The 24,335-nt window shown below is 66.9% G+C and carries 14 protein-coding genes and 1 pseudogene; 4 read left to right on the top strand and 11 right to left on the bottom strand.

What is annotated here, in order from left to right; genetic code table 11:
- Window positions 1-2 precede the first annotated feature (2 nt).
- Window positions 3-1,577 (top strand): LA2681 family HEPN domain-containing protein, encoded by a 1,575-nt coding sequence (locus ACVWYO_RS06475; RefSeq protein ID WP_457349301.1) that lies wholly within the window; start codon window positions 3-5, stop codon window positions 1,575-1,577.
- A gap of 17 nt (window positions 1,578-1,594) precedes the next feature.
- Here the strand turns inward: ACVWYO_RS06475 and ACVWYO_RS06470 are convergent, their stop codons facing one another.
- From ACVWYO_RS06470 to ACVWYO_RS06425, 10 genes are all read right to left on the bottom strand, one after another.
- A complete protein-coding gene (locus ACVWYO_RS06470) occupies window positions 1,595-6,085 on the bottom strand; it encodes a hypothetical protein (RefSeq protein WP_457349300.1) in 4,491 nt (1,496 codons plus the stop codon).
- Between the two features lie 52 nt (window positions 6,086-6,137).
- Window positions 6,138-7,886: a methyltransferase domain-containing protein gene (locus ACVWYO_RS06465; RefSeq protein WP_457349299.1), complete on the bottom strand. Its 1,749-nt coding sequence runs from the start codon at window positions 7,884-7,886 to the stop codon at window positions 6,138-6,140.
- Window positions 7,887-7,890: 4 nt separating this feature from the next.
- Window positions 7,891-10,890 carry a DEAD/DEAH box helicase family protein gene (locus tag ACVWYO_RS06460; RefSeq protein WP_457349298.1) on the bottom strand — a complete coding sequence of 1,000 codons (3,000 nt, stop codon included), beginning with the start codon at window positions 10,888-10,890 and terminating at the stop codon, window positions 7,891-7,893.
- Window positions 10,887-12,695, bottom strand: a complete 1,809-nt coding sequence (locus ACVWYO_RS06455) for a hypothetical protein (protein ID WP_457349297.1) — start codon at window positions 12,693-12,695, stop codon at window positions 10,887-10,889. The genes ACVWYO_RS06460 and ACVWYO_RS06455 overlap by 4 nt, the downstream gene beginning before the upstream one ends.
- Window positions 12,692-13,888 (bottom strand): DUF6361 family protein, encoded by a 1,197-nt coding sequence (locus tag ACVWYO_RS06450; RefSeq protein ID WP_457349296.1) that lies wholly within the window; start codon window positions 13,886-13,888, stop codon window positions 12,692-12,694. Before ACVWYO_RS06450 ends, ACVWYO_RS06455 begins: the two co-directional genes overlap by 4 nt.
- An 82-nt stretch (window positions 13,889-13,970) precedes the next feature.
- Window positions 13,971-17,666 carry a DEAD/DEAH box helicase gene (locus ACVWYO_RS06445; protein ID WP_457349295.1) on the bottom strand — a complete coding sequence of 1,232 codons (3,696 nt, stop codon included), beginning with the start codon at window positions 17,664-17,666 and terminating at the stop codon, window positions 13,971-13,973.
- Complete coding sequence (locus tag ACVWYO_RS06440) at window positions 17,659-19,080, bottom strand: EH signature domain-containing protein (protein WP_457349294.1); 1,422 nt, start codon at window positions 19,078-19,080, stop codon at window positions 17,659-17,661. The genes ACVWYO_RS06445 and ACVWYO_RS06440 overlap by 8 nt, the downstream gene beginning before the upstream one ends.
- A complete protein-coding gene (locus ACVWYO_RS06435) occupies window positions 19,077-19,838 on the bottom strand; it encodes an OmpA/MotB family protein (protein WP_457349293.1) in 762 nt (253 codons plus the stop codon). Before ACVWYO_RS06435 ends, ACVWYO_RS06440 begins: the two co-directional genes overlap by 4 nt.
- The gene (gene zorA / locus ACVWYO_RS06430; protein WP_457349292.1) at window positions 19,835-21,796 is read right to left on the bottom strand and encodes an anti-phage ZorAB system protein ZorA; all 1,962 of its coding nucleotides are present in this window, start codon (window positions 21,794-21,796) and stop codon (window positions 19,835-19,837) included. The genes ACVWYO_RS06435 and zorA overlap by 4 nt, the downstream gene beginning before the upstream one ends.
- Before the next feature lie 256 nt (window positions 21,797-22,052).
- Window positions 22,053-22,487, bottom strand: a complete 435-nt coding sequence (locus ACVWYO_RS06425) for a transposase (RefSeq protein WP_457355137.1) — start codon at window positions 22,485-22,487, stop codon at window positions 22,053-22,055.
- A 90-nt stretch (window positions 22,488-22,577) separates the two neighbouring features.
- Between ACVWYO_RS06425 and ACVWYO_RS06420 the strand changes: the two genes are divergently transcribed.
- From ACVWYO_RS06420 to ACVWYO_RS06410, 3 genes are read left to right on the top strand one after another with little or no spacing between them, the layout of a single operon-like run.
- A complete protein-coding gene (locus ACVWYO_RS06420; protein ID WP_457349291.1) occupies window positions 22,578-22,928 on the top strand; it encodes a hypothetical protein in 351 nt (116 codons plus the stop codon).
- On the top strand, window positions 22,925-23,605 hold the full coding sequence (locus ACVWYO_RS06415) for a hypothetical protein (RefSeq protein ID WP_457349290.1): 681 nt from the start codon (window positions 22,925-22,927) through the stop codon (window positions 23,603-23,605). Before ACVWYO_RS06420 ends, ACVWYO_RS06415 begins: the two co-directional genes overlap by 4 nt.
- Before the next feature lie 5 nt (window positions 23,606-23,610).
- Window positions 23,611-24,051, top strand: coding sequence for a hypothetical protein (locus tag ACVWYO_RS06410; RefSeq protein WP_457349289.1), 441 nt, complete (start codon window positions 23,611-23,613; stop codon window positions 24,049-24,051).
- Here the strand turns inward: ACVWYO_RS06410 and ACVWYO_RS06405 are convergent.
- Window positions 24,002-24,205 (bottom strand): annotated as a pseudogene (locus tag ACVWYO_RS06405) (transposase domain-containing protein); the annotation flags it as partial. The gene ACVWYO_RS06410 and the pseudogene ACVWYO_RS06405 overlap by 50 nt on opposite strands.
- Between the last annotated feature and the right edge of the window lie 130 nt (window positions 24,206-24,335).

The raw sequence follows: 24,335 nt of genomic DNA, 5'->3' as shown, positions 1-24,335 counted from the left end.
GAATGCCCGCTCCTGAAGACCTTGAACGGCTGCGTGAACGCTCGATCTCGAAGCTCGATGACGGTGCGGCGCTCGACCACATAGGCAACCTCATCGACGTTTCACAGGACGCACGGTTCGAGCGGGGCGCGGATCGGGCCATCTTCCTGCTCGACGAGCTCGCGAGACGCGACCTGACGATCGGGCACGGTGCGGTCCTGGAGTATTTCCGCGCGAATGCCTGGAGCGTGAAGGAGGATGTCTCGGGCACCCGTCGCTCCTGGACGTGGGATCACCGTCAGCGTGAGCAGCAAGTCCTGGCGCTCTCGCGCGCGGCTGCGCATCCAGGGTTCGGCGAACTTGGCGAGGTCCGCCGTTGTCAGATACTGACCAACCGCGCGAACCAGCTCAACACGATGGGTCGGTTCATCGACGCGATCGAGGGCTGGGACGCGGCGCTGCGGATTATTCCGAGGTTCGCGATGGCGCAGGCCAATCGTGGTTATGGACTGAAGCATTATGCAGGGTTGCTCGATGAGGACCGCGATCGCGCGATTCTGCTGCTGCACGCCCATGACTCGCTGGTCGCAGCGACCGCGCAGGATTCCATCTTCGACGCAGTCTATCCTGAATCGATGGTGCAGCGATTCGCCGCCGATGCGAGGAGCTACGAGGAGGCAGCGGACCTCGAACGGATTCGCGGGTTGCAGGATCTGGATGGCCCGTCGCTTGGCCGGAACAAGGCCGAGCGCGCCTATCGGGGCTGGTGTCTTGAACGGAGGCTTTTCCTTAACCCGCTCAACGATCTCGGAGCGCACTCGGTCGCCGCCTTGGACGATCTGGTGCTGCCGCCGATCACGGAGAGCTTGGAGGAGCGTCCGGGTGCCGTAACGCCACCGCCCGTCATCGGCTTCTTCAATCAGATGAAGCAGGAGTACGCCTCCGCCCGCTTCATGCTCTACGAAGGGCTTCTGGACACGAGGGTTCACTTCTCGGATCGCGGCGTGCAGCTGTTCGATACACTGGACTACCCGATGCACTCGCTGGCCACCGAGCGTGTGCGTACGGCCTTCAGGATAGCCTACTCGCTGCTCGACAAGGTCGCCTACCTTGTCGACCACTACTGGAAGCTCGGCAAGATCCCCGACCGGATCAACTTCCGCAACGTGTGGATGGTGGAAGGCAAGCCCCGGCTTCTGGATCGCTTCAAGGAGTCTGAGAACTGGCCGTTGCGGGGGCTCTACTGGCTATCCAAGGATCTCTTCGATGAGCAGCTGATGCAATCGACGGGGCCGGACGCGCGCGAACTCCATGACATCCGCAACGCTCTCGAGCACAAGTACCTGCAGGTCCATGAGGGCTGGGCCTGGCCGCTGATGCGCAATCCTCCATCGTCGCACGGGCTTGGCCTGTCGATAGACAGCGACCTGCTGGAGGCGAAAGCGCTGCGGGTGATGAAGATTGCGCGGTCAGCGCTGATCCAGCTGGCACTCGCGATCGGTGTCGAGGAACGCGCCCGCGCGCGGCCTGAAGCGCGGCTCGGCACTCTACCGCTCTACGGCCTTGATGACCGGCGGAAGCGGAGAGATCCGACCTGAACTCTTTGACGGCCATTTCATGTCAGCCGGCGGCGCACCACACGCTGGCCCTGGCCGGGTCGGTGGTCCTCGGCCCAGGCCTCGTGCCGAACCTCACCTGCCTCACGCCAGAGGATGCCGTTCCATCGACAGTTCGGACCCGCGTTCTCGCAAGGGTCGGGCCATGCGCCGCGCTCGCCCATTCCGATCCAGAGGGGTGCTACGTCGCGTTCTGCGAGGATCGGTTCGAGGGCTTCCCGGCGTACCAGGCAGTGGGCATTCCGGTCGCCGACGCTCGACACGATCGTGGCTCTACCCTCGCTATCGACCCACACCCCGAGCCTATGGGGATCAGCCGTAAGACCGAGCTCGCGCAGGAGCCAGGGGTTCGGGACCTGCAGGGTTACGCCCTGTGGCAGCGTGCCGTCGAGGTGGTGCTCCCAGTGGTATTCGCGGCAGAACCGGAGATAGGTCTGTTCGGCACCCCGGAAGCCGTCCGTCGTGACCCACTCCGTTTCCGGCCAGGTGGAGCGGATGCCTGCCTCATAGAGGTATGGGCCATCCGTGAGGTCGCCCCAATTGAACCAGTCGTGGTGGAAATCGGTCCACACGTTGCGAGCCGTGGCCACGAAATCAGGGACGTCGGCCGTTCCGACTCCCACCATGAGGAGGAAGTGGAAGTCGTTCAGCCGGGACGGAGCTCCCCTCTGGTTCTCGACGGGTAGGTGATCCGTATTGCGGGAGGCGTAGCGGTAGAGGGTCAGCCACTCCCCGTCCCCGCCCTCCACGTCGGGGCAGAGGCTGAGCGCGAGCCGGTCCCGCGCGATCCCGTCCTCGAACACCCAGTCGCACATGGTCGAGGTGGCGACTTCGCCCAGGGCAAGGCGAGGAACGACCGGACCATCGCCGGCAGGTCTGGACGTATCATTGTTGGCGCGAGGCGGAACGGTCGGTTCGAGACTGCGGGTGAAGGGCAGATCGAGCGGGGTCTCGTACCCCTTCACCGCTTCCGGGCCCCACTCGGGCGCGAGCCAATAGTTGTCGGCGAGCCGGGCGATCAATTCATGGTAGGCGATCCACTGGTACTTCTTGCCGATGCGCTCGATCCGTGTGGCGCGCGATGTCTCGCTCCCCGCACCTGCATCCCGTGGGAACAGCCGCTTGGTCCAGCCCAGGCGGATCGCACGCCGCGCTATCCAGAGCCTGGCCTGCTCCTGGTCGATCAGTCCGAGCTCGCCATCCGCGAAACCCAACCATCCCTCCTCGCCCTCCAGGTGCGGACGCGCCTCGGTTTCATAGCGCTTCCGTCCACGGGTCCCGAGCTGGTGGAGGAGTGTGGCTTCAGCCTGCGCGCGCGAGATGTCCCAAAGCCGTTCAGGGCTTTGTAGGCGGTCGCTACCTCGCATTAGCTCGGTGGTCGTCTCGACGATGGAGAGAAGGGTGACCCGGAACTCGTCTCCATCGATCAGCTCCTCCCGGAATCGCTGGTATGCCTCCGCGTGGCGGACTGGCCGCGGTTTGGTCAGGCGGACCGACGTGAACGAGCGGGCCCGGTGCTTCACGACGTAGGTGCCGAAGTCGCCGCCCCATCCCGCGGTCGAGCTGAAGATGCTGTGGTCCCCGGCGGCGGTGCACTCCGCTTTGATCTTCGCCTCATCGAGACCGAAGCGCGGAGCGATGCTGCCATAGGGAGGCCGGCACCGATCCAGGTCGCAATCGGCAGGAAGTGAGCCGCGCTCGGCAGCCAACTCGACGACGAGGCGGGCGTGGTCGCGCGCGAGCACGTGGACGGGGAGGTGTCCCTTCGCGATCACGTCGTGCCAGACGCTCGCGGCAGCAACCGTGAGCCGGACAGGAGTGGGATCGCGCAGGCATGATCCCGCCACGGCGGCGAGGACGCGTTCGATGACGTATACGTCGTCGACGTCCGCGAACCTCCCGACGAACGCCCCGACGGCCGCTGGCCGCCGCAGCAGGATCTCGGTCGTCGCCTTCGTCGCACGGTCTCGGAGCGCCGCGTTCGTGGAGGTGAAAATCCATCCGAGCGCGGTAAGGGCGAGCCGGATGGTCTCGTCGCTCGCCGTCGCGGGACCGGCCCCGAGGCCCCAGTCCGCCAGCCGGTGCGCGGCCCGGGGCTCGTCGGGCGCGCCGTTGATCCGGGTGGTCCAGAAGGCGTCGCGGTCCGGCATGCTCCGCTTCGCCAGGTTCCTGTGCAGGACGTCGGCGTTCCAGGGATGCCCCTCGACCGCGGATAGCTCCATCAGGAGGTCGAACGGGGTCGCAGGCCACTCCAGCGCGTTCAGGAGTTCCAGGGTGCGCGGCCGGAAGGATCCGTGCTGGCGCCAGCGCACGCTTTCGACGAAGGCCTCCCGAAGGATCGGATCGTCCCACCATCGGAGCCAATCGCCCGGCATGTGGTCCACCATCTCGGCGCCCCACGCATCGGCGAACTCGACTGCGAGCGCGATGATGACGCCCCGCCAGTCGTATTCCACCCCCCATCGCCCCAGAAGGAAGGCGAGCACGCCCGTCGGTTCGAAGAGGCCGTCTGGACCAGGCTGATCCTGGATGAGGCTCTTCGCGATGAGCTGATCCTGTATCCTCTGGAACGCGAAGCGGAGCACGTCCTCCTGCGCGTCGAGCGGATCGTCCTCCTCCAGCGGTTCGGCCTCCGGAGGATCGGCGCGCAGGAGTCCGCGTAGAACGATGAGGTCGACCCATGCCACGTCGGACGGGGCGGGATGGGAACCGAAGGCGTCTTCCACGATCGTCGCAGCGATCCCACGCGCGATGTGGTCGGTGCGCATGCGAGCCATCTCCGAGGCGATTGCGGTGACCGCGCGCACGAGTGGAGCTTCGAGGACGTCCGTTCCGTCGTGCTCCGTGCCGAGCGTCGCTGCGGCGGCGTTCAGGTAGAAGCGCAACATCTCGCGGGCTCCGCGCAACCCCAGCGGGAAAAGACGCTGCCCGCGGCGCTCCAGCGCGACGCAGGTCGTCCGCAGGAACAACGGGTTTATGAATTCCGGGGGAAGCCACGGCGATGCCGGACGAGCGATCCCGCGCCGGTCCATGTAGACGGCTGCGGCGTGCTCCTGCTCATCCTCGGTCTGAAAGCCTTCTACCTCGATCTGCGCAGCACCCGCGCGTGCGGCTCCGGTGAATACGCGGTCGGAGTAGACGTCGCGGCAGGACACGCAGAGGGCGACGCGCGGAAAGCGCTGGACCTCGGTTGCGAAGGCAGCGAGCTTGTCACGCCAGTAGCGGGCGCCTGCGCCCTCGTTCAACGCGTCGATGGCGATGAGCGCGCGGGTGCCGCGGGCGGCGGCCGCTGCCTCGAGCGCCCCGAGCAGCGTCTGGGTCGACATGCCGCGGAGTTCGAGGGATCTGGCGATCTGCATTCCCGGCTCATCCCCGTGGATGAAGTCGGTCCCGAGCAGCATGATCGCAGGCTCCCCTGCGGCAAGTGCCACCTCGACCTCGCGGGCCATTAGGTGCGACTTCCCTCCGCCTGCCTCGCCTTCGATGATCGCGTACCGCTTGTCTTCGGCACGCTGATACTCTGAGCCGAGACGCGACTGCAGGGTTGACAGCGCGTTCGCGACCAGTCCGACCTCCTCCCGAGCGCGCCTCGCCTGATAGCTGCCCATCCCGGGTCGCCCGTCGTCATCGAGCTGTCCGGCGATCGCGCGCAACGTTGCCAAGCCCTGCTCGACAGCGTCGATCCATTCGGAAGTCGGGAACGGTCTACTGGAGGGGGGTGACCGCGAGCCGGTGAGCGCTTGGAGCCGATCGATGGCGTTTGCGAGTGCCGAGTACGACCCGGCGATTTCCGCCGCATCGTCCGGCGGCGCGGGCATCGCGTTCGCTGCGTCGTTTGCGAGGATGGTGAAGCCGGTTCGCCACTCCCGACTACCCCGCAGCGCCCTGAAGAGATCCGCCGCCTGGACATCGACATGATCTTTGGGATGGTACCGCTCGTCCAGCGCCGCGACCGTGCGTTCGAAGCGGGCACCGAACCACGCTTCCGAAAGCTCCTGCTCGGAGAACCAGTATTCCCGGAGGCCCGCTGCGTTCGGCGCGGTGAGCAGACGTTCGATCTGGCTGCCGCCGAGGAACTCGAAGGTGATGTCGCGCGGCGCGGCGGCCTCCCTCCATTGGCGCACGCGGCCGTTCCATTTCTCGCGGGCCGACGTGCCACGGCCACGCTTCACGTCCGTCAGGTCGCACGGCATGGCCACCATGAGCCGCACGAGGCTTGGATGCATCGCCAGCGCCGTCTGGACTGACCCATCGAGAGCGGCCCAGTCGATGTCGGCGGCGCGCTCGTGGAACTTTGCCTGGTAGCCGGCTTCGCTGTCGTCGGCGAATACCCAGTAGGCCTCGATCCCGCCATCGCCGCCCGCTCCCTCGATCGGTCGAAACTCGGTGGCGCCGGTCGGTCTGTTCACTTCCGCAAGGTGTTGGACCAGCCGCTCGAAGGAGCCGCGCCAGCCGTCGGGACCTCCCCTTAGACAATGGAAATCAAGCATTGGGGCAGATTAGTCCGTTCGATGCTGATCAGCCAACCTCCAAGAATGAAGTCTAGGCAACGGACAGCATGTTGCGCGGCGTCCACTCCGGCACCTGCTGGTCCTGCCGCAACCGCAGCCGCCGCCAGTCGAGCGCGGCATGGACCGAGATTGGACTGTCCGAGTCGAGGAGCGGCAACGCAGCGGACGCCTCGAGCATGAATCGCGAACGCAGCGCATCGTCGTCCAGGTAGGCGCGGCTCCACCAGTGGATGATCCTGCTCCTCGCACCGGCCAGCGCGGCGGCGGACGGGAGGCGCTCGCGCTTCTCGTGGCGGTTGGTGCGTTCGTGGGCCGGCATCAGGTTCCAGAGGTCGCCGCATGGCCAGGCTGACCATGGGAGGCAGTGATCGACGTCGAAAGCGTCGGCCGCCAGGCTCCGTCCCGTCCAGACGCACTCGATCGGTTCGCCACCCTGGGAGAGGCGAAGTGCTGCCATCCGTGCGACCGAGACGCTGCGGACCGGCTCGATCCAAGCCAGCGACGCCTCGGCCTGGCCCGGGGGGACGGAGAGCCCCATCCTGTCCGCGTAGCTTCGCGTGAGGCGCGCCCATTCGCTGGTCAGCATCGGCTCTATCCAGGCACCGTAGCGCATCATCGCCCGCCAGAGGTTGCCGGGGACCTCGATCAGACCCCAGCCGCGCAGTGTCGGTAGATCGAGCGTGATCTGCGTCTGACGGCTGGCGCGGGCGCGGGTGACTTGGAACACGCGGTCGTCCCCATTGGGATACCTGGTGTAGTTAGCGGGCATGTCGGCGATCGTCGTCGCGGCCGCGCCGAGCGCTTGCGAGAGATCGATGGCTGCCGCGTCCGTGAAGGACGCGCCGATCCGCAGGTCTGGCGCTGCGATCCCCGCGTCGAGCAGTCCGAGAAAGCCGGACTTGGCGAAGCCGAGCCGATCGTGGCCGAGGTTGCCGGGCATCTGCGGCAACCCCGCCCGCACGAGCGGGAGATACATACGGAGCCAGTGGAGTGCGACCAAGCCGAGCGGGATCTCGACGGCGTCGCGTCCGTCCGGCGCCGGCGTCGCCGACGCTGGCGATAGCTCCGCGGCGCGGCCGACCGCCCGGAGAAGGGCTAGCTTGTAGGTCGAGGACTTGTTGACGGACAGCACGATGCCGCGGACGAGGGGCAGCGCGCCGGAGCCGTCGTCGGGCATCCTCAGGATGGCGGTCTGCCAGCTCACTTCGGCACGGCCTCGGTGATCCAAGGCCGCCGTGATCCGAAGGACCTCCATACCGTGCGAGCGGGCGAGTGCCTCGATCTCACCGGCGGAGGTCGGGTGCATCGGACGATCTGCGGGGGAGGGGCCTTCCCGAAGCGTCACGACGAGCGATCCGCCCGGCTTCGTCAGAGTTGCCAGCTTCCGCAACGCCCGTCCCCGATCCTCGGGCCGCACGTGCTGCCAGACGGCTGAGGCGAGGACCAGGTCGAAGGAGATGCCGAGCCCGTGGACCTGATCAAGTGCCGGCAGCGCGTCGTCGATCCAGCGGATGCCCGCGTGAGTATGGAGTTCCGCGGCGATGCGGCGCATGCCGGCCGCTGGCTCGACCGCGACTACCTCGTAGCCGAGCGACAGGAGCCAAGCCGCGTCACGTCCCGTTCCGGCACCGACATCGAGCGCCATCGAGCCTTTGACGGGGGCGGTGAGGCCTGCAAGCGAGTCGCCGAGCATGGCCGCTGAGGACACGGCCTCGTAGCCGGGTGCGAGGGCCTCTGCCTGGTGCCCGTAGGCGGCGATCACGTCCCCGTAGGTGGCCATCCGACTAGGCGTCCACCGACGGCACCCGCGACCGCGATGATGGCCCGGTCACGTTAACGGCGGGCGCAGCGGCGTTGACCCTCGATATGGCCGCTAGGCAGATCGCCAGGCTCCGCGCCTCGGTGGCGTCCGCACCGATTCGCCGCAGCATCGTCACGAACGCATCAGGCTCGGGCTGTCCCAGCGCCAGCCGGTAGAGGAGCAGGTCCTTCAGCATCCGCTCCTTGCGGACGGACCGCAGGCTGAACTTCCAGTCGAAGCTGATGCTCTCGGGTCTACCGTTGGCAGGCAGCCACCATCGTTCCAGCCCGGTTCCGCCGGCGGGCTGCTCGCGGGCGATCCTCAACATCCCCAGGAACGGGCTCGTACGTTCAGCCTCCGCCACGGCTTGGCGGCCGTGGGCGCTGGCGAGGGACTGGCGCACCGCGAGACTGCCGTAGCGCGCGATCCGGCCCTCGCGCTGTTCGAAGTCGACTGGATCCGAGGGAAGGTCCCAGTGGACCAGCCGGCGGCACCAAAGGTGGAAGTCCAGTCCCTCCTGCCCGACCGAGGTGGTGCACAGGACATGCGGCCAGAAGGGCGAGTTGAAGGCTTGGCGAAGGCCATCGCTTCGTAGCTTGCCGCCCTTCCCCTTTGAGGTCCGGCGCTGCTCGCCTCCTGAGAAGGGTACGACCGCCTGTACGGGTATGCGCGCATCTGCCTTGCCACGGCGTAGGCGCACGAGGCCCGGACGATCCATCAAGCTGGCGGACAGCCGGTCGATGATCTGTAGACCTTTGGCATCGCCGAGCTCGCCGAGGATCCCCATCTGTTCGTCGAGCACGGCCTCGAAGCCGCCCTTGAGCATCGCGTCGCACAGCGCGTCGGGATAACGCTTCCGGTCCGAGGCCGACAGGATCGTGTCCGCGAAGGTGCGGTGTCCGAGATAGCTGCGGAGCCGACCCCAGGCGAACGCGAACACCGCTCTTGCCTCTTTGGCGGTATCCAGAGGCACGCCGTGTCGCCGCGCGCACCGTGCTACGATCGCGCCAGGCGAGGAGATCAAGAGGTCGGCGAGCGCCAACAGCTCGCCCGGGGAGATGCTCGAGGTGGCCTCGATGTCGTCCCAGGCAAGGCCGCCGCGCCCGGTGTTGGTGACAAGGACGGCGCTCTTCATGCGGTTGAAGCCTTGACGCGAGAAGTGCCTCTCGAGCGCGCAGGCCACCAGCCAGGTGGCGCGCTTCCCCTTCGCGTCGAGGTCTATCCGCCTTTCCTCGAGGAAGTGTCGCAGGTCGTCTCGCGCCTTGGTGCGCACCGCCCGGATCGAGCCTCCGCCCGTCTTCGTGGGCTCGATCGCGTGAGACAGCGTCGGCCACTGCATGAACAGGCCGAGCAGTGGTCCCGCCTCGCCGCCGCCTGGCCTCAGAAGCGGGATGGGTGGCTTGCTTCCTGGCTTGCGCATCCCGCCGGTGATCTGGAGCGAGAGCAGTGCGGAGATCGCGGTCGGAGCAGCCTTCCACCGGGAGAACAGCAGCGTCTTTCCCGGCTGGCGCTTCGCGGCGGACCAAGGTCCCTCCAGCCGCCACCAGGGGGCGGTCGGCGGCTGCCATGGCAGGCTGAGCTGCCTGGGATCTCCAGCGATCTCCGCCAACTTCCTCAGCTGGGGGTGCGCCAGCTGCCCCCGGCCCGATCCTGCCAGCGCGGGTTGCCCGGTCGCGTGGCGCAGCTTCGGCCATAGCGCGTAGCCGTGCAGGGTCTGGGTCGGGTAGGGGATGGAGCTCCACATCGCCGGCGTCCAGCCGGCCCATTTCGCGTCCACGTCGCATGCCGCCTTCGCGAAGTGGCGGAACACCCTGAGGTCCTCGGGTTCGACTACGACCGGCGTCGCCGGGCGATCGAACAGATCCTTTTCGTGCACGAGCGCGCGCTCGGTCCGCGAGATCACCGGCTGGAGGAGGGCCTCGATGCGCTGCTTGGCGGCGCGTAGAGAACTCCTCACCCTTTCCGGGTCCGGTTCGAGGAGGGCGTCGTGGTAGGCCCGCATTGCCTCCTCCACTTGCTGCCTCGTTCCCTGATCGTCGGTGAGGAACCCTGCCAGGTCGATCAGCGCCCGGTAGTGCTCGACGGCGTGAAGTTCCTCGCCGTCCAGCCGCCGCAGCCTGTAGGGGGTCGCCGACAACAGAAGGAGGGCCGGGGCCTCGGGGCCAGCGGTAAGCTCGTCCACGAGGAGCCTATGCACTGCGGCCCGCTCGCGCTCGATGCCCTTGCCGCCGACGACGGGCTGGGGAAGGATGAGGTCGGCGTAACGGTGGAACTCGTCCAGGATGACCAGGTCGGGCCTGAACGTCTTTGACCGGAGCGTCGTCAGCGCCAGCGCCGACCGCGCCCGCGCAATGAATTCCGCGAGCCCGGTGTCGCCGCGTTGCAGCCATTCGGTGACCTTCGGTCCTAGCGCTTCGCCGTCCCCGCACGCGAAGACGTCGCGGAGCGCGCGGTCGATTCCGACGTGCGTAAAGCCGTCCAGGGGGGCGGTGTCGTCGAGGAGGGGTCTTGCGTCGCGCTCGGCGTCTAGGGCGAGCACCGCCTCCTCAATGTCGGGATAGCGTGCGAGGACGGAACGGATCAGGCAGCGCTCGGCCTTGCGGCCCGTCCGTGGCCCGGGCTTCCAGCCGGGCAGGCTCGTCTCGGGCGTGAAGGCGAAGATGCGGTAGCCGTTGCCCTCGCTCGGAGGCGAACCCGGGACTAGTGCCAGCCGGTCTCCGCCTGGAAGGTAGGCCTTTTCCTCAATGCCCGTTAGCGACACAAACTTCGGCCGGTTCTGCCCGGCGATCTCGAGACTGGGGCAGAGATACAAAACGTTGAACCGCTTCGACCTGCCCTTGAGTTGCTCCGCTACGGCGCGTGCAATCACCGTCTTCCCGAGCCCCACCTCGTCGGCCACGAGGAAGCGCCGCGGCCGGTCGCCGGAGAGGCGTCGCGCGGCGGCATCGACAGTGGCGCGCTGGAAGGGGGCGAGCTCGGTCATGCCGCTTCCTGTCCGATCGCGAGCGTCACGGCCGCGATGAACGGACGCACCTCGCCCAGCTCACGCAGCGCCGCCGAGCGTTCGTCCGCCTCTTGGAGGGCTCCGAACGTCTCCTCGAAGGTATCGAGCATGGCGGTCACGCCCTTGAGCCGTGCCTCGAACCTGAGCGGGTCGCGCGCCCAGCTCGCGAGCATGTTCTCCAGCGCGAAATGCTCGAACTGCGAGACGGGGAGGGCTGTGCCCTCTCCATGATCTGCGGCTCCGTCCGTCCAACGCTCGCCTCCGGTGGCGTCGTAGCCGTCCAGGAGGGAACGGAGCCACGCCCTGAACCGGGAGGCGCCCACGTATCGCGCGAGCAGGGCGCGGTCGCGACGCTTTTCGTCGAGACCCGGTAGCTCCACCCGCTGCACCCAGCTGCGTTGCACCGACGGGTCGCTTACGCTGGAGGCCATCAGGATCACGAGCGAGCTCTGTTCCTCGAGCGGAGGCGGACGCTCCAATAGCACGACCTCGGACGCTCCGGGGGGCCAAGGAACCTGCCGTCCGCTCGCGCCGAACGACGCGGCTGACACGGTCGTGGCGGCGAGCAGATCGTCGATCCCCCCGTTGATCGAGAGACGCAGGCCGGTACCGTCGAGCTGGAGCGCCATCGGCCGCTCTAGCAGCGCGTAGATTGCGTGGTCGAGCTCCCGCTCGATCCGCAGGCGCTTCTCGCGCTCCTCGTTCGGCTGCACCGCCGAGAGTTGGACCCCTTGGTCTATGAAGCCAGCGAGCGGCCCGGATACCGCTGGGTCGGAGATGTCCAGGAGCGCGACCGCTTCCGCATTGGGTCCTCGAAGGCCGCGTCTCGTGAGGTTCGCGCTGCCCAGCATCATCTCCGCCTTCTGCCCGCGGGTCGTCATCAGCAGCTTGGCGTGCACCCCGATGGTGGGTCGGTCGGAGAAGTCTCCGGCCGCCTCCTCCTGCTGGTCCTCGACCCGGACCTCGGCCTCCGGATCGGACCCGGCGGCTGTGCGGTACTCGACCCGGTCCAACGGCCCGCAGCTCGACATTGCCTCCCGTGTCGTCATCAGGGTCATGGGCCCGCTGATCACCCCGAGGATAGTACCGACTCCGGTCCTGTCGATGAACGGGCTCAGCGCGCGGATGCGCTCGGGGCGACGGTTCTCCCACTCATCGAGGAACGACTTTTCCTCTCCTGGCCTGCGCCATAGCAGCCGGCGCACCATCACACCGGCTGGCGCGGACCACTTGGCGGCCCTTAGCTCGGTGAGCTCTCCCTCCTGCAGGCAGCCAGCAAGCAGTTCGGCGGCAAGGCCGTGGACGTCGGCGATCGGCTTCGTCCCGCGGCCGTTGCCAGATACGAGAAGGAGGCCCGCTTCGAGATCGGTTGAGCCGGTGAGGTTCCGGCTCCCGATCCAGAATCGCCACTCGTGGCCACCATCGCCCGCATATCGCGCGAGCATGATCTTGGGATGCCAGCTGGCCGTCCGTTCGTCGGTCGCCACGGCATGGAGCATGGTGTCCAGGAGCGGCAGGATCGAGCGGTGCGCGCGGGGTGCGGATATGCGTCCGAGCTGGTGCATGACCACGAGCTTGCCACGAACCTCTTCGAACGCCTTGACCAAGCCGAGCGGCGAGCTTGCGAAGTCGGCCTCGTCGTCCCCGCCGAGCGCCAGCACCAGGCCCAGTAGCGCAACCATGTCCAGCGAGTAGGTGGCGATGACCGCGCGGGTCAGCATCTGTCCCTTGCGCGGACGCATCGCGGCGAACACGGACGCCCCATCGCCCGGCTCGAAGCTCATGCGACCTCCAGGACGCTGGCGACCATATGGGCCACCGTGGGCCACCTGTAGTCGAGGGGCTCGGCAATCCCCTTGCTCCAGTCCACCCGCCGTTTTTCGTTGGAGAGGTATGCGCGACTGCCCTTCAGCTCGTGCTCCCGCTGGACGATCGTGTCCTCGAGCTCCGCGAGCTGGCCGCCGTCGGCGGTCCAGGCCTTGATACGCTCGATGAAGCTGACGAGCCTGTGATCCATCCCGGTCTCGACCCTCAGCGCCTCGACATCGAGCTCGAGCGTGCCTTGGCGATGGTGCTCGACTAGCTTCGGCAGCGCGTCGCGGTGTCGGGCGTCGTCGCGTCCGAGGTCCTCGTTGCGGCGAGCCTCGATGAGCGCGGCGTGGGCGGCGCGAGCGATGCACGCCATCGAGGCGGCGCGTCGCGCGATGTCGAGGGAGACGCGTTCGCGCTCGCTGGCGACGCGCCGGACCTCCCGGGACCAAAGCGGTCCCGTATGGATGCCGGCATCGGCCACCTTGCTCATGAGCGGCTGCGATCCGCCTTGACCTGCTGTTCGCCAGCGGGCCTGCAGGAACCTGGCCTCGGCTGGCCTAAGGTCGAAGTCCAGTGGTCCCGTCCTGCGGGTCCAGCCGGCGGGGCGTTTCGGGATACCCTCGAAGATGTCGATTGCCGCCACCTTCCCGCTGTCCGTCTCCGCCCGCGTGACGAGCCTTGGCCAAGCGTTCCGCAATTCCGCTTCCGACGGCGGCTCGCCGGTGATCGGTGACCGGACTAGTCCCCAGGAACGGAGCGCGGTCCAGTAGATGGTGCTCGCGCGCACGGCGGGGAGTGTTCCGGCCTCGTACTTCATCCAGCCGGAGATCCCGGAGTTCTGCAGCTGGGGAGCCGTGTCGATGAGGCGACGCGAGTATCGGCGCTCGATCTCACGCAGGTCCTCCTCGCTGAAGCGGCCTCCTGGATCGGCCTCGAGAAGCTCCTGGTAGGCCCAGGCGACGAAGAGGACGTAGCGAAGCTGGGCGTGCTGAACGGATGTGCCTGGGAAGAAGCGGTCCGCGAATGCGAAGTGGATCGGCGCGAATCCGAGTTCGTCGCGCGTGCCGTCCGAAGCGAGCTTGGCGAGATGCCGCGCCGCCGCCGCGCGATCTGCCTCGGAAAGCGTGAACCAGCCGATCGCTGGATCCGTAGCGTCTGCGATCATCGTCTCATCCCATCTTTCCCGGCTCGGCCAACGGCCCGGTTGCCCATGCGAACGAGGCACGTCGTCGTCGATGTCCGACCCGTCACAGCATGGCCCGCGTCGGCGGGACGTAAGTGACGGTGCACTGCCGGGACGCGTCGAACAGCGCCTCCACGCCGCGGCCGATGGAGATCGAGTGTCGATCTACAGCGCCGCCTGCTCCGCGAACGTCGATGTCGACGAAACGGTCGTGGAAGTCGTCCGACCCCCCCCTGCGGCGCCTGCGGACGAGGTTCAGGCGCGGCCCGCCGCCCCCTGGGAACTCCCGCGCCATCAGCGAACCCACGTCGCGGCGGCTGCCTGATTCGTCGAGGTCGCCGTCGATCTCGGGCGCGTATTCGAGCGAGGCGCTCTCGATGACGCGGGCACCGTCGGCGAGGGCCTTAATGAAGCGCACCTGGGCGGATCGCGCGCTGCTCGTGCCCAGGCAGTATGGGTCGCGGATGATGACGTTGGCGACGGACTTCCCGCTGAAGATCGCCATCAGCTCATCCAGCGGCCGCCGGTCTCCGGCCTCGAGCCGCCACATCCGGATCTGGGGCTCGCGGAGCGGTGCGGCGATCGAGAGGACAAGTCGCGGCGCGGGCGCGACCGGTTCGGCGCTGGTCGGCGTCGGCGGTGCCACGTCCGGCACGACCGAGTCCGGTTCGACCGCCTCTGTCGCGGGGGACGGAGGGGGGGGCGAGGAAGGATCCTGCTCCGGCAGGGCGCCCTCCGGAACGTCCTCCGCCATCGAAACTTCGCGGAACAGGTAGTTCACGTCCGCGTCGGAGGCCTCAGGTGGCAGGAATAGCTCGCTAGTCAGTGCGCGCTTGCGCTCGATTAGTGCGTCGAGCCGCAGGTCGAAGCTGGAAGGTCCGATGTTGGGGTCGGGATGGACGGCGAGGGGGAGGTGGACGTGCACCTCACGCTCCTGACCGATGCGGAAGACGCGGTCGGTCGCCTGATCCTCCACGGCGGGGTTCCACCAGCGGGACAGATGGATGACGTGGTTGGCCGCGGTGATCGTGAGCCCAACTCCGCCGGCCCGGGGGGAGAGGATGAGGACGTCGAAGCCCTCGCCCCGCGACTGGAACTCGTCGACGATCTGCTGGCGACGTGGCCCGGGGACCTGCCCGTTGATCCGCGAGGGGAGCCGCTTCAGCTTGAACCTCGACTGGATGAGGACCGCCAGCCGTTCCTGCATGGCGAGGTCCTCGACGAACACCAGCGCCTTCTCGCCCTTGCGCGCCACTCCGTCGAGGACATCCAGCGAGTGGATCAGGCGCGCCGAGTGGGCAGCGTAGCCGTCGAGGTCGTCCGGCGCGTTCCGCGGATCCAGTGGATGAAGCGAGATGCCGCGCATCTCTGACAGCGCCATCAGCATACCGCTCTTGCCCAGGTTGTTGGCGGCTGCGGCCGTCGCGGCGCGGACCACGACGTCGCGGTACGCGTCGGCCTGGAGCTGAGGCATCTCGACGCGGAACGGATGCACGTGCTTGCGTGGCAGTCCGGCCAGGATGTCGGACTTCATCCGGCGCAGTAGCAGGGGCGGAAGACCGTTCTGGGGCTCGCACAACCGGTCCTTCAGCGCCATCAGCGCCTCTCGGTCGCCGCCTGCGTGGCGCCGCTCGAAGTCGCGGCTGGAACCCAGCACGCCGGGCGCGACGGCGTTCATGATCGACCACAGGTCCTGGAGCCGGTTCTCGACCGGGGTGCCGGTCATCCCGATCGTGAAGTCGGCATTCAGGGAGAGGGAGGCGCGGGACACCTGACTGGCGGGATTCTTGAGGCGCTGCACCTCGTCGAATACGATGGCGCCCCAGCGCGTCCTGGCGAAACTGAAATGGTAGTCCCGCATCGTCTCGTAGGTGGTGAGGACGACTCCGGCGTCCCGCCACGCCTCCGCACTCAGCGCGGCCCGACCCGTCTCGATGTCGCGGCCCGAGAACGCGTCCTCTTCGCGCAGTTCGCGGAGCGATCCCCCAAAAGCCGGGACGAGGGGCCCGAGCGCAGGCTCCAGTAGATGAAGCCCGATCTCCTTTCGCCAGGTGCCGAGCAGCCCCGTCGGCGCCACGATCAGGCACGGCGCCGGTTCGATCCTGCCAGCCTCCGCCTCGGCGCGCCGCCAGGCCATGAACGCGATGGCCTGAAGCGTCTTGCCGAGGCCCATGTCATCCGCCAGCAGCACCCCCGGCAGGCCGGCGCGAGCCGCCGAGACGAGCCAGTCCAGCCCGACCTGCTGATGGGGCTTCAGCTGCGACCGGAGCATCGCGGGTGCATCCGTCCGGCTCGGGGGCAGGGGCGGTGCATCGTTCCACGGTGCGATGTATTCCACGTCCTCGAAATTGTCCCGGACGACCAGGAACAGCTTGCCGGGATAGGTAGGAGGGGGGATGCCGGTTTCTTCTGACGCGGAGCCATCGACCTGGGGAATGGCACCAGCGAACGGCCGCAGGGCTTCGAGCGCCGCGTCCGTCCGCTCGCCGAGCGGGAGCATCGTAGCCTCCGCTGAACTGCAGCCGTCGACCGGCCTGGCCAGGTCGTCGATCCTGACGGCCTGGAGACCGGCGGCCTTGCCCTCCTCGACGCGCCCGACGAGGGTTTTGACGTCCTTCGCCTCGATGGTGTGGTAGGTGTCGCCGATCCTTAGGCCGAAGCGCTCGGGCAGCCAGCCGCCGCCGGCGGCGGGGGTCAGCCACGGCAGCACCGGGGCGCGCCAGACGTCTACGCCGGAGACGCGGGCTGAGAACTGATCGGTCTCGACGAACAGGCGCTCTAGTCCGATCTCCTCCGCCAGTTCTTCCCCGAGACGCTCCCGGAACACCGCGCGCGGATTGAGCACGAAGCGACGGCGCTCATCCTCGGGCGCGTCCTGCAGCCGTCGCACGACATCCAGCGCGGGACGCAGTGCTGGATCGATGAAGACGTATTCGCCGTTTCGCAGGACGTAGACGGGTCGGGCGTGGGCCTCGCGGCGAAAGCGGTCCGTTGCGAACAGCTTCTGGGCCGCGGGCGACAGCACGCCGTCCGCCGCCTCGTCCAAACCACCTTCGGGCGCGTCCTCGATCGCCCCGGGGCTGAAGAGCACCGGATCGAATTCCGTTCGGTCGGGTGTGAGTGTGCCGATCTTGAGCGACAGACCGGCCGCGTAGTGGATGCGCAGATCCTTCAGGTAGCTGTCGCTCTCCACGGCGCCTGCGGCGTCCTCCGGCCAGAATTGCTGCAGATGGGCCAATGCCTTGAAGCGCTCTGTCCGTTCCAAGGGAGCGCAGAGCGCGAGCGATGCAGCATGGAGCGACCAGAGTGGCTCGGGGACGCGGCGGACACCCACCTCGCTGCTGATCAACGCCCCGTCCACTCTCGCTTTCACCGGGAATCCGCCGGGCTGGACCCACCGCGTCGTGATCCTGAACCCATCCTCGTCGATGCGGCCGTGCGGGCGGATGTCGAGCGCGAGACGGGTGGGAGCCGGGAGCCCGAGCGCCGATGCGGTCTGGGAGTCGATTCGGGCGACGAGCGGCGCCTCCAGCGTCAGCGTGTTCTCGTCGAAGCAGGCCCCCTCCGCGCCGTCGGCCCCGCCGACGTCCTCGGCGGCCGCGGCGAGTGCCGCCATCGCGGTCACGCTCGCTGGGAGCGCGGCCGTCCAGCGATCCACGGGCAAGGGACGACCGGCCTCGTGCAGTTCGATGATGATGTGCTGGCCGTCGGCGCGGCTGACGAAGCTGGTAGGCGGCGTCCTCGCCTTGCGCTTAAACACCTCTCGGTCTCCAAGCCGATTTCTCGCTCATGAAGCGGCGCCCCTCGATGATGAAGGCAAGATTCTTCTGCCAGTTGTAGTGCGAGGGGGCGCTGTGGCTGTCGCGCAGCGGTGCGGAGTCCAGAGTCCCCGCCGCGTAGCTCGGCCTGAAGAGCTCGGGGCCGCCTTCGCCCTTGTGCCAGACGTTGTATTTGCCCGAGTGGCTCCAGTCGACGATCAGCAGGTCCCCGATCCTCACGATAAGCGCGGCGTGCTGGCTGGACTTCTCGTTCTGGATACCAAAGACGGAGAGGCTCTTGTCCTTGGAATCGCGGGCGGCGGCCCGCGCCAGCTGCGCGCCGTCGGACCCGAAGGCAACCCAGGCCTGGTCGATCGCGGGTCCCTGATCGGCCAGCAGGTAGGACGTCCAGAAGGCGCGGCGGTACGACCACATCCTGCGAGCGTCGGGCTCCCGCAGTGAGCGGTCGACGATCTCGAGAAACTGCATGACCGAGGCGCGCGTCAGCCAGCGCAGGAGGACGGAGTAGGCGTCCGGCGCCGTCTTCTCGACAGTTGGCCAGCGGCCCCCTCCGGCTGTACGCGGGTCGCCGCCACCGAGCCGCTCGAGTTCGTCGATCAGGAACGCTTTGTGCGCGGCTTCGGGATCGCTCTTCCGCCAGGGAAGGAGGCAGGCGCTGACCAATTCCGGCCATGCACGGGGGAACGAGTTCGTGCCGGGCTGCTGCTGGCTCCAGCGCAGCAGCATCGTCTGCGCGACCTTCGCCGCATCGCCCTGCAGGCGGCAGGTGAGGCGGCACGCCTCCACGAAGGCTGCCTCGGACATGCCGCCCCTGGGGCGTGCACCGAGATCGAGCCCCGCAGCCTGCAATATTGGCCTCGGACCCTGCGCGGATGCGAGCACCGCGCGTGCGATCCGCGCCGGAGCAAGGTCGGAGTCGAGCAGGTCGAACGCTAGGAGCCGGTCCCGCCAGGGGTCTCCTGGCCGCCATGCCCATCCATCGGCGCACGACTTCAAAGTCGCCGCCAGCGCCTTCACGGTCGCATCGCTTGTCTTGAAGCCGTCGAGATAGGCGTCGAGGAGCGCGAAGAAGGCTGGTCGCCGCCCTGTCCTGCGGACGCGATCGACGATGGCTCGCCCGATAAGGTCGTTCTCGCCCGGAGGGTGGGGGGCGTGGAGGAAGGTGCGACAGCTGTCGCGGAGGTCGCGCCTGGTCACGGCCTCGACGTCGCCCGCCTTTACGAGAGCGGCGACGCGTGCCTGCAGCACGGCCGTCATCTCCGGATTTCGCACAGTGGTGGCTGTGCCCTCTATCTTGGCCACTTCCCGCCGGATGGCGACCGGCTTCGGCGCCTTCACACAGATGCGGCGGATAAGTGCCGTCGGATCGGCCAGGAGGGTGGCGAGAGAGGTCACTTCCTCGCCAGCCTGTTGCCGATGGCACGGGTGGTCTCACCGGCGTCGGGCGCAACCATGAGGATTCTTAGATCGATCCGCCGATCACGCTGGCGCTGCTCCTCCAGCGATCCGCCACCGCCGTGGATGGGCCGCTGAGGTCCGTATCCGCTCACACTCAGCACGGGTTCGCAGCCTTGGGGCTTGCGTGCGCAGCGCGACGCGAGGTCGGGTGAATTTCGCGCGAGGGCGCGATAGGTGTTGGTCGCGCGGACGACCGAAAGGTCCCAGTTGTCTGCAAACTGGGTCCGCCCGTTCAATGGCACGTCGTCGGTGTGTCCTTCGACGTAGAGCGACTCGATGCGGTGCGGGGTCTGTGGGCAGCGTGCCGGGCGACCCTGCGCCGAGGGCAACTCGGTGTAGCAGGGCAGGACGTCCGACAGCGCCTCGGCGAGATGGCCGATCGCGACTTCGCCGGCCGGCTTCAGTTCGGCGCGTCCGCTGTCGAACAGGATCGCGTCGGGTAGCCGAAGGACGCCGTTCTGCGTGTCGATGGTCACCTGCACGCCCTTTTCCTTCAAGGTGCGCTCGAGCTTCCGCAGGATCTCGGTCCGCGTCCGATCGGCGCCGGACAGCTGCTCGGTCACGTCGCGGAACTGGAGCGCGAAGTACATCAGCAGGACGATGAAGATGAAGACCAGCCCCACCATCATGTCCGTCATGGAGATGAAGTAGTTCTCCTCCTCAACGGTGTGTTCGATCGCCTCGTCCAGTATCACTCAGCGGGCTCCAGTCGAGGACCGCGACCCTGCTCCACGAACTCGTCGAGCGCCTCGGCATACTCCTCGATCTGGCTGACCGTCGTCGCTAGCTTGCCGATTGCTGCAGCCATTTCCCGGTCGGTGTCCTGCGCGAAGCGGCGGAACTCCGTAAGGGACTCCCCGAGCGTGGCGGCGAGCCTATCAGCGGTCTCCGCCATAGCTCGATCGACGCCCTCGAAGCGGGCCCTGTAGTCGCGCCACGCACCCTCCGCCGCGGCGTGCGTCTGCTTCACGCCGTCAGCGAGTTCACGCATTTCGCGAAGTGCCTGCGCCTCCGCCGCGCCGCTCGCCTCGACGGCGCTCGCGACCCGGTTGGCCGCGTCGCCGACGGCGCGCGATGCCTGAAGTACCGGAGCTGCGGCGCCCGACAGCCCCTCGGTCGCCTGCCGCAGCGAGGATGAAACTCGGTCGGCGTTCGTGACCAGATCACCCATCGCGCCGGCACTTTTCGAAGCGTTGTCCGAGCTGCGCGCGAAGTTGGCGCCCGCCCGCTCGATGCCGTCGGCGGCGCCGGCGATCGCGCGCGCGAGACCGGCCGAGGTTTCGCGGAGCGCCTCGCCCGACTCCTCCATGGCTACGCGGAACGTCTCCTGGTTCCGCGCGACGCCGCTGGCCAGCGCGTTCCCCAGATCTCGCTGCATATCCTCGGCTGCCTGCCGTCCCGCCGCCTGTAGCGCCGCGACAGCGCGCTCCATCATCTCGGTCGTCCGGGCTTGCGCACCCTCAAGCCCCTCGCGAATGCGCGCCATGGCCTCGTCCTGGGCACGCGAAGATTCCTCTCCTTGCGTCGTCAGGCGTTGTCCCAGGCCGTCGACGTTGCCGACGAGCTTGTCGAATGCGTCGCGGATGTCGCGGGCGGCGGAGGAGAACTCGGATCCGGCGGCCTTGATCTGCTCGGCCGCGTCGCTGCCAGATGAGCCGACCTTGGTGCCGATGTCGTCCAGCCGTTCGCGGAGCGAGGCCAGCGTGTCGCTAAGCCCACGCAGCTGCTCGCCGCTGACCTTCTCGATCGCCTCCCGCGCGCCCGCTCCAATCCCCTGGGTAACCGAAGTCATGTTTGAGTTCAGGTCCCCGAGCGACTGCGTCACCGGAGCCATCGCCGCGCGGAACTGCTCGCCGATGCGATCGGTCAGCTGGAGCGCAACGTCGGTGTTGAAGAATTTCAGCTGATCGCGCTGTTCTCGCAGGACCTCGAGCTGCTCGACCGCGAGCCGCTGCGGCGGGATGTACAGCAGGCCGCGTTCCAGCAAGTCGCAGATACGCTCCACCGGCGCGGTCGCGCGACGACTCAGGCTGTGTTCCGCGGTCCGCAGCCATATCGAGGCGACCAGTCCGGCGACGGAGGAGAAGAACTTCGCACCGGCGACCGTCAGGAGGCCCGTCAGCGCGAGTTGGGCGTCCGCCACACCGCCGCCCGACATGCCGCGTGCGGCTGTGTTGAGTGCGACGATGAGGCCGAGGAAGGTAAGGACCAGCCCGACGCCCACGAAGATGTTGGACGCGAAGGTGAGGGTCGTCTGACGGGGTATGACGCGGATGAAGAACGTGGTGGGGCGGCTCGTGTTTCGGATCGGCGACTGGTCCTCGTCGACGATGGATTCCTGGAATTCTCGCCACGCCTGAACGAGGGGATCTGCGCCTAGAGCTTCGGCGCTCATGGTCTGCGAGACCTCGATGTAGGAGCGTGAGAACGCCTCTCGCTCGGCTGCCGGCTCCTGATCTGGTCCTAGCGCCTCGACCAGGCTGCTCGCGCGCCGCCGCGCGGCCGTGATGAATGGACGCGTCGCGCGCTCGGCCCGCCAATGGAGGAGGCCTGCGATCGCCAGCATGATCGGGAGGATCACGAAGGGGACCACCCAGCGATAGAAGTAGACCAGTCCCAGAAGATACAGAACCTGGTCGAGCAGCTTGTCCAAAACGTTCCCCCGTTGGCCTCTAAGCGCGAGCCATCCCCACGGCCTTTCTGAATTTAGCTAGCAGCCTTTGATGTCCAAATCGTCATTTTCACCGGAGCAGGTATCCTGCGCGTTCAGCATCGTTGATTCGCGAAGCCGCGCTCAGCCGCTTCAGATTACCGCCCTCATCTCGCAGGTACTGATCTTGTGACGACTCCTTCGCCATTGGACAACCGCGGATGTTGCCGCAGGGCAGACGTGAGATCGGTGCAAGTTCCTACTGTTCGTGCACGAGGCCCGTCTTGCGGATGAAGTCGGCAAGATCCTCGACCGCACTGCCGGAAAGATTGCCCATGGGACTGATGGTTTTCCCCGCGGCAGCGCCTGTTCGCTCAAGCAGGTCCTCATCCATTAGGTGCGGTCTGAGTTGCACGCCCTCCCGGGCTAGGCAGCGCTCGAGGTGACCGGGGTTGCGAATGCCGCCAGCGACCATGTCGCCACAATGAGACATAGGATCCTTCGCCTCGCAAGCGAGCCGCGTGATGGCCGAGAGGGTGGATAGAGAGGGAAAGCCACCAGAGTAGATTATTAGGGCTACGCGTGCTCCGACAGCCTGGCGGGAGGCCTGCGAAAGCGACACGCCCTGCTCCCGCACCAGCTTCACCGCTTTTAGCTTGAATTCGCGGATGAATTTCCGTCGTTGAATCTCCATCCTCCAGTTCCAAAAACATCATATCTCGGTGTCCACGGAACCGGGAGCAGCTTAGTTAGCCAAGACTTAAGGAAAGAGAGGATCTGCGCCGTGCGCACGAACGGTTCTGACAGGTCGCGGTTGTGCAATCGTGCCGTTGGCAAGGCATTCCCGTCCGTCAGCGGTACCGAACGGAACGGATCGACCGGTTACGACGAGACGGTAGGGCCATTTCTGGTTCGGTTATCGTTGGAATTGCCCGAAATTCCTGTAGGTTTTCATCGTTCCTGGTTTGTAATTTTCGGCGGCCAACCGGACCATGAACGTCCCGATATGGGGATGAGTGAGGCGTGGGTGTTCCGGCATTTCGCGTACTCCATGTTGTGGAAGCACGATCCGACCCTTGCCGCCGCCCCGGCCGCAACATTATTGATGCCCTGTCATCGCGCGATCACGGCATGATGATCATGATCTTTGTTTATGCCGGGATGGATATGAAGAGCGCGACCAAGATACCGAGCAACAAGAGCGCGCAGGCGCTGCTGGAGAAGCACCAGTGTCCGGTGCCGTTCCACGCGGTGCGCACGCGTTTCCTGGGTAATATCGCAACCCCCGCAATGTCGGTCGCGCCGTTGCAGATCATCAAGGATCTGTGGGGCGGCGAACTTCCGGTCTTCGACAGCATTGATGAGGTCAACAAACTGCTCGATGCGCTGGTGCAGGGGCTCTGGAACGACCTGACCCGACATCAGAAGCGCAGTCAGCCGTTTCGGTTGACCCGCATGGCGATGGAGCCAACCGCGGCTAATCTGGGTCAGCACGGTCTCGTCCGTCTTCAGGAACTAGACGGTTTCATTGAAGGGCTGTTCAATGGCGAGGACGCTATCGATCTCCCCGAGCGGGCACATGAGGCGGTCCGCCATCTTGCCGAACTGCGCGCCATGATGGCTGGGATCTGCGAGCTGGTATGCCGCGACCCCGAAGCCGACGACCGGACCCAACTCGACACGACCTTCGGGCACTTGCGCGACCTGACGAGGATCATGGAGACCGAGATTCACGAGGCCGTGCTCTCATGCACGCGTGCGCGCCGTCAGATGTTGGGCGGCATCCTCACCGAGAAGCCGACGGTGCACTGACGCTGATGAAGTCCGAAGACCAACTCCGCGACAAGCTGCGCAAGATCGAAGCCCTCTACGCAGGTGCCAAGACCGCTGGTGAGAAGTCAGCTGCCGGTGCCGCAGCAGAACGCATCAGACTTAAATTCGCCAATGCCAGCAAGACGGAACAGGCCCAGGAGTTCAAATTCTCGATTCCCGATCCTTGGTCCCGCCAGCTCTTCACCGCCCTGTGTCGTCGCTACGGCATCAAGCCTTTCCGCTACACACGGATGCACCGTCAGACGGTCATCGTCCGTGCCCCCGCCAGCTTCGTGAAGATAACGCTATGGCCCGAGTTCGAGGAACTAAGCGGCGCGCTCGCCGCGCACCTTCACGAGATCACGACGAAGATCATTCGCGAGGAGGTCCATGAAGCTACCCAGGATGCCGAAGAGATAAGTGAGCCGCAGCAGCTGCGGGCATGAGCTCGTCCCAACGCGATGCGGGCCAGTTGCTGGCGATCTTGGCTATGACATCGGCGATGTAAGCGTGCGGCTCGACACCATTGAGCTTGCCCGTCTCGATGAGCGTGTAAATCGCCGCGGCGCGTTCGCCGCCGGACTTCGATCCGGCGGACAGACAGTCCACTGGTAGCCGCTAACTGGCATTCTCGCTGAACCCTCCCAATCGAGGAGGCGGAGACTTCCGTGCTAAATCGAAATCTCACGTCGGTCTAAGCCGTCGCAACCGAAAGCCTTCGGCATGACTG

The organism is Sphingomonas sp. UYP23, assembly GCF_054059235.1.
This window is presented reverse-complemented; position numbering and strand designations above follow the sequence as displayed.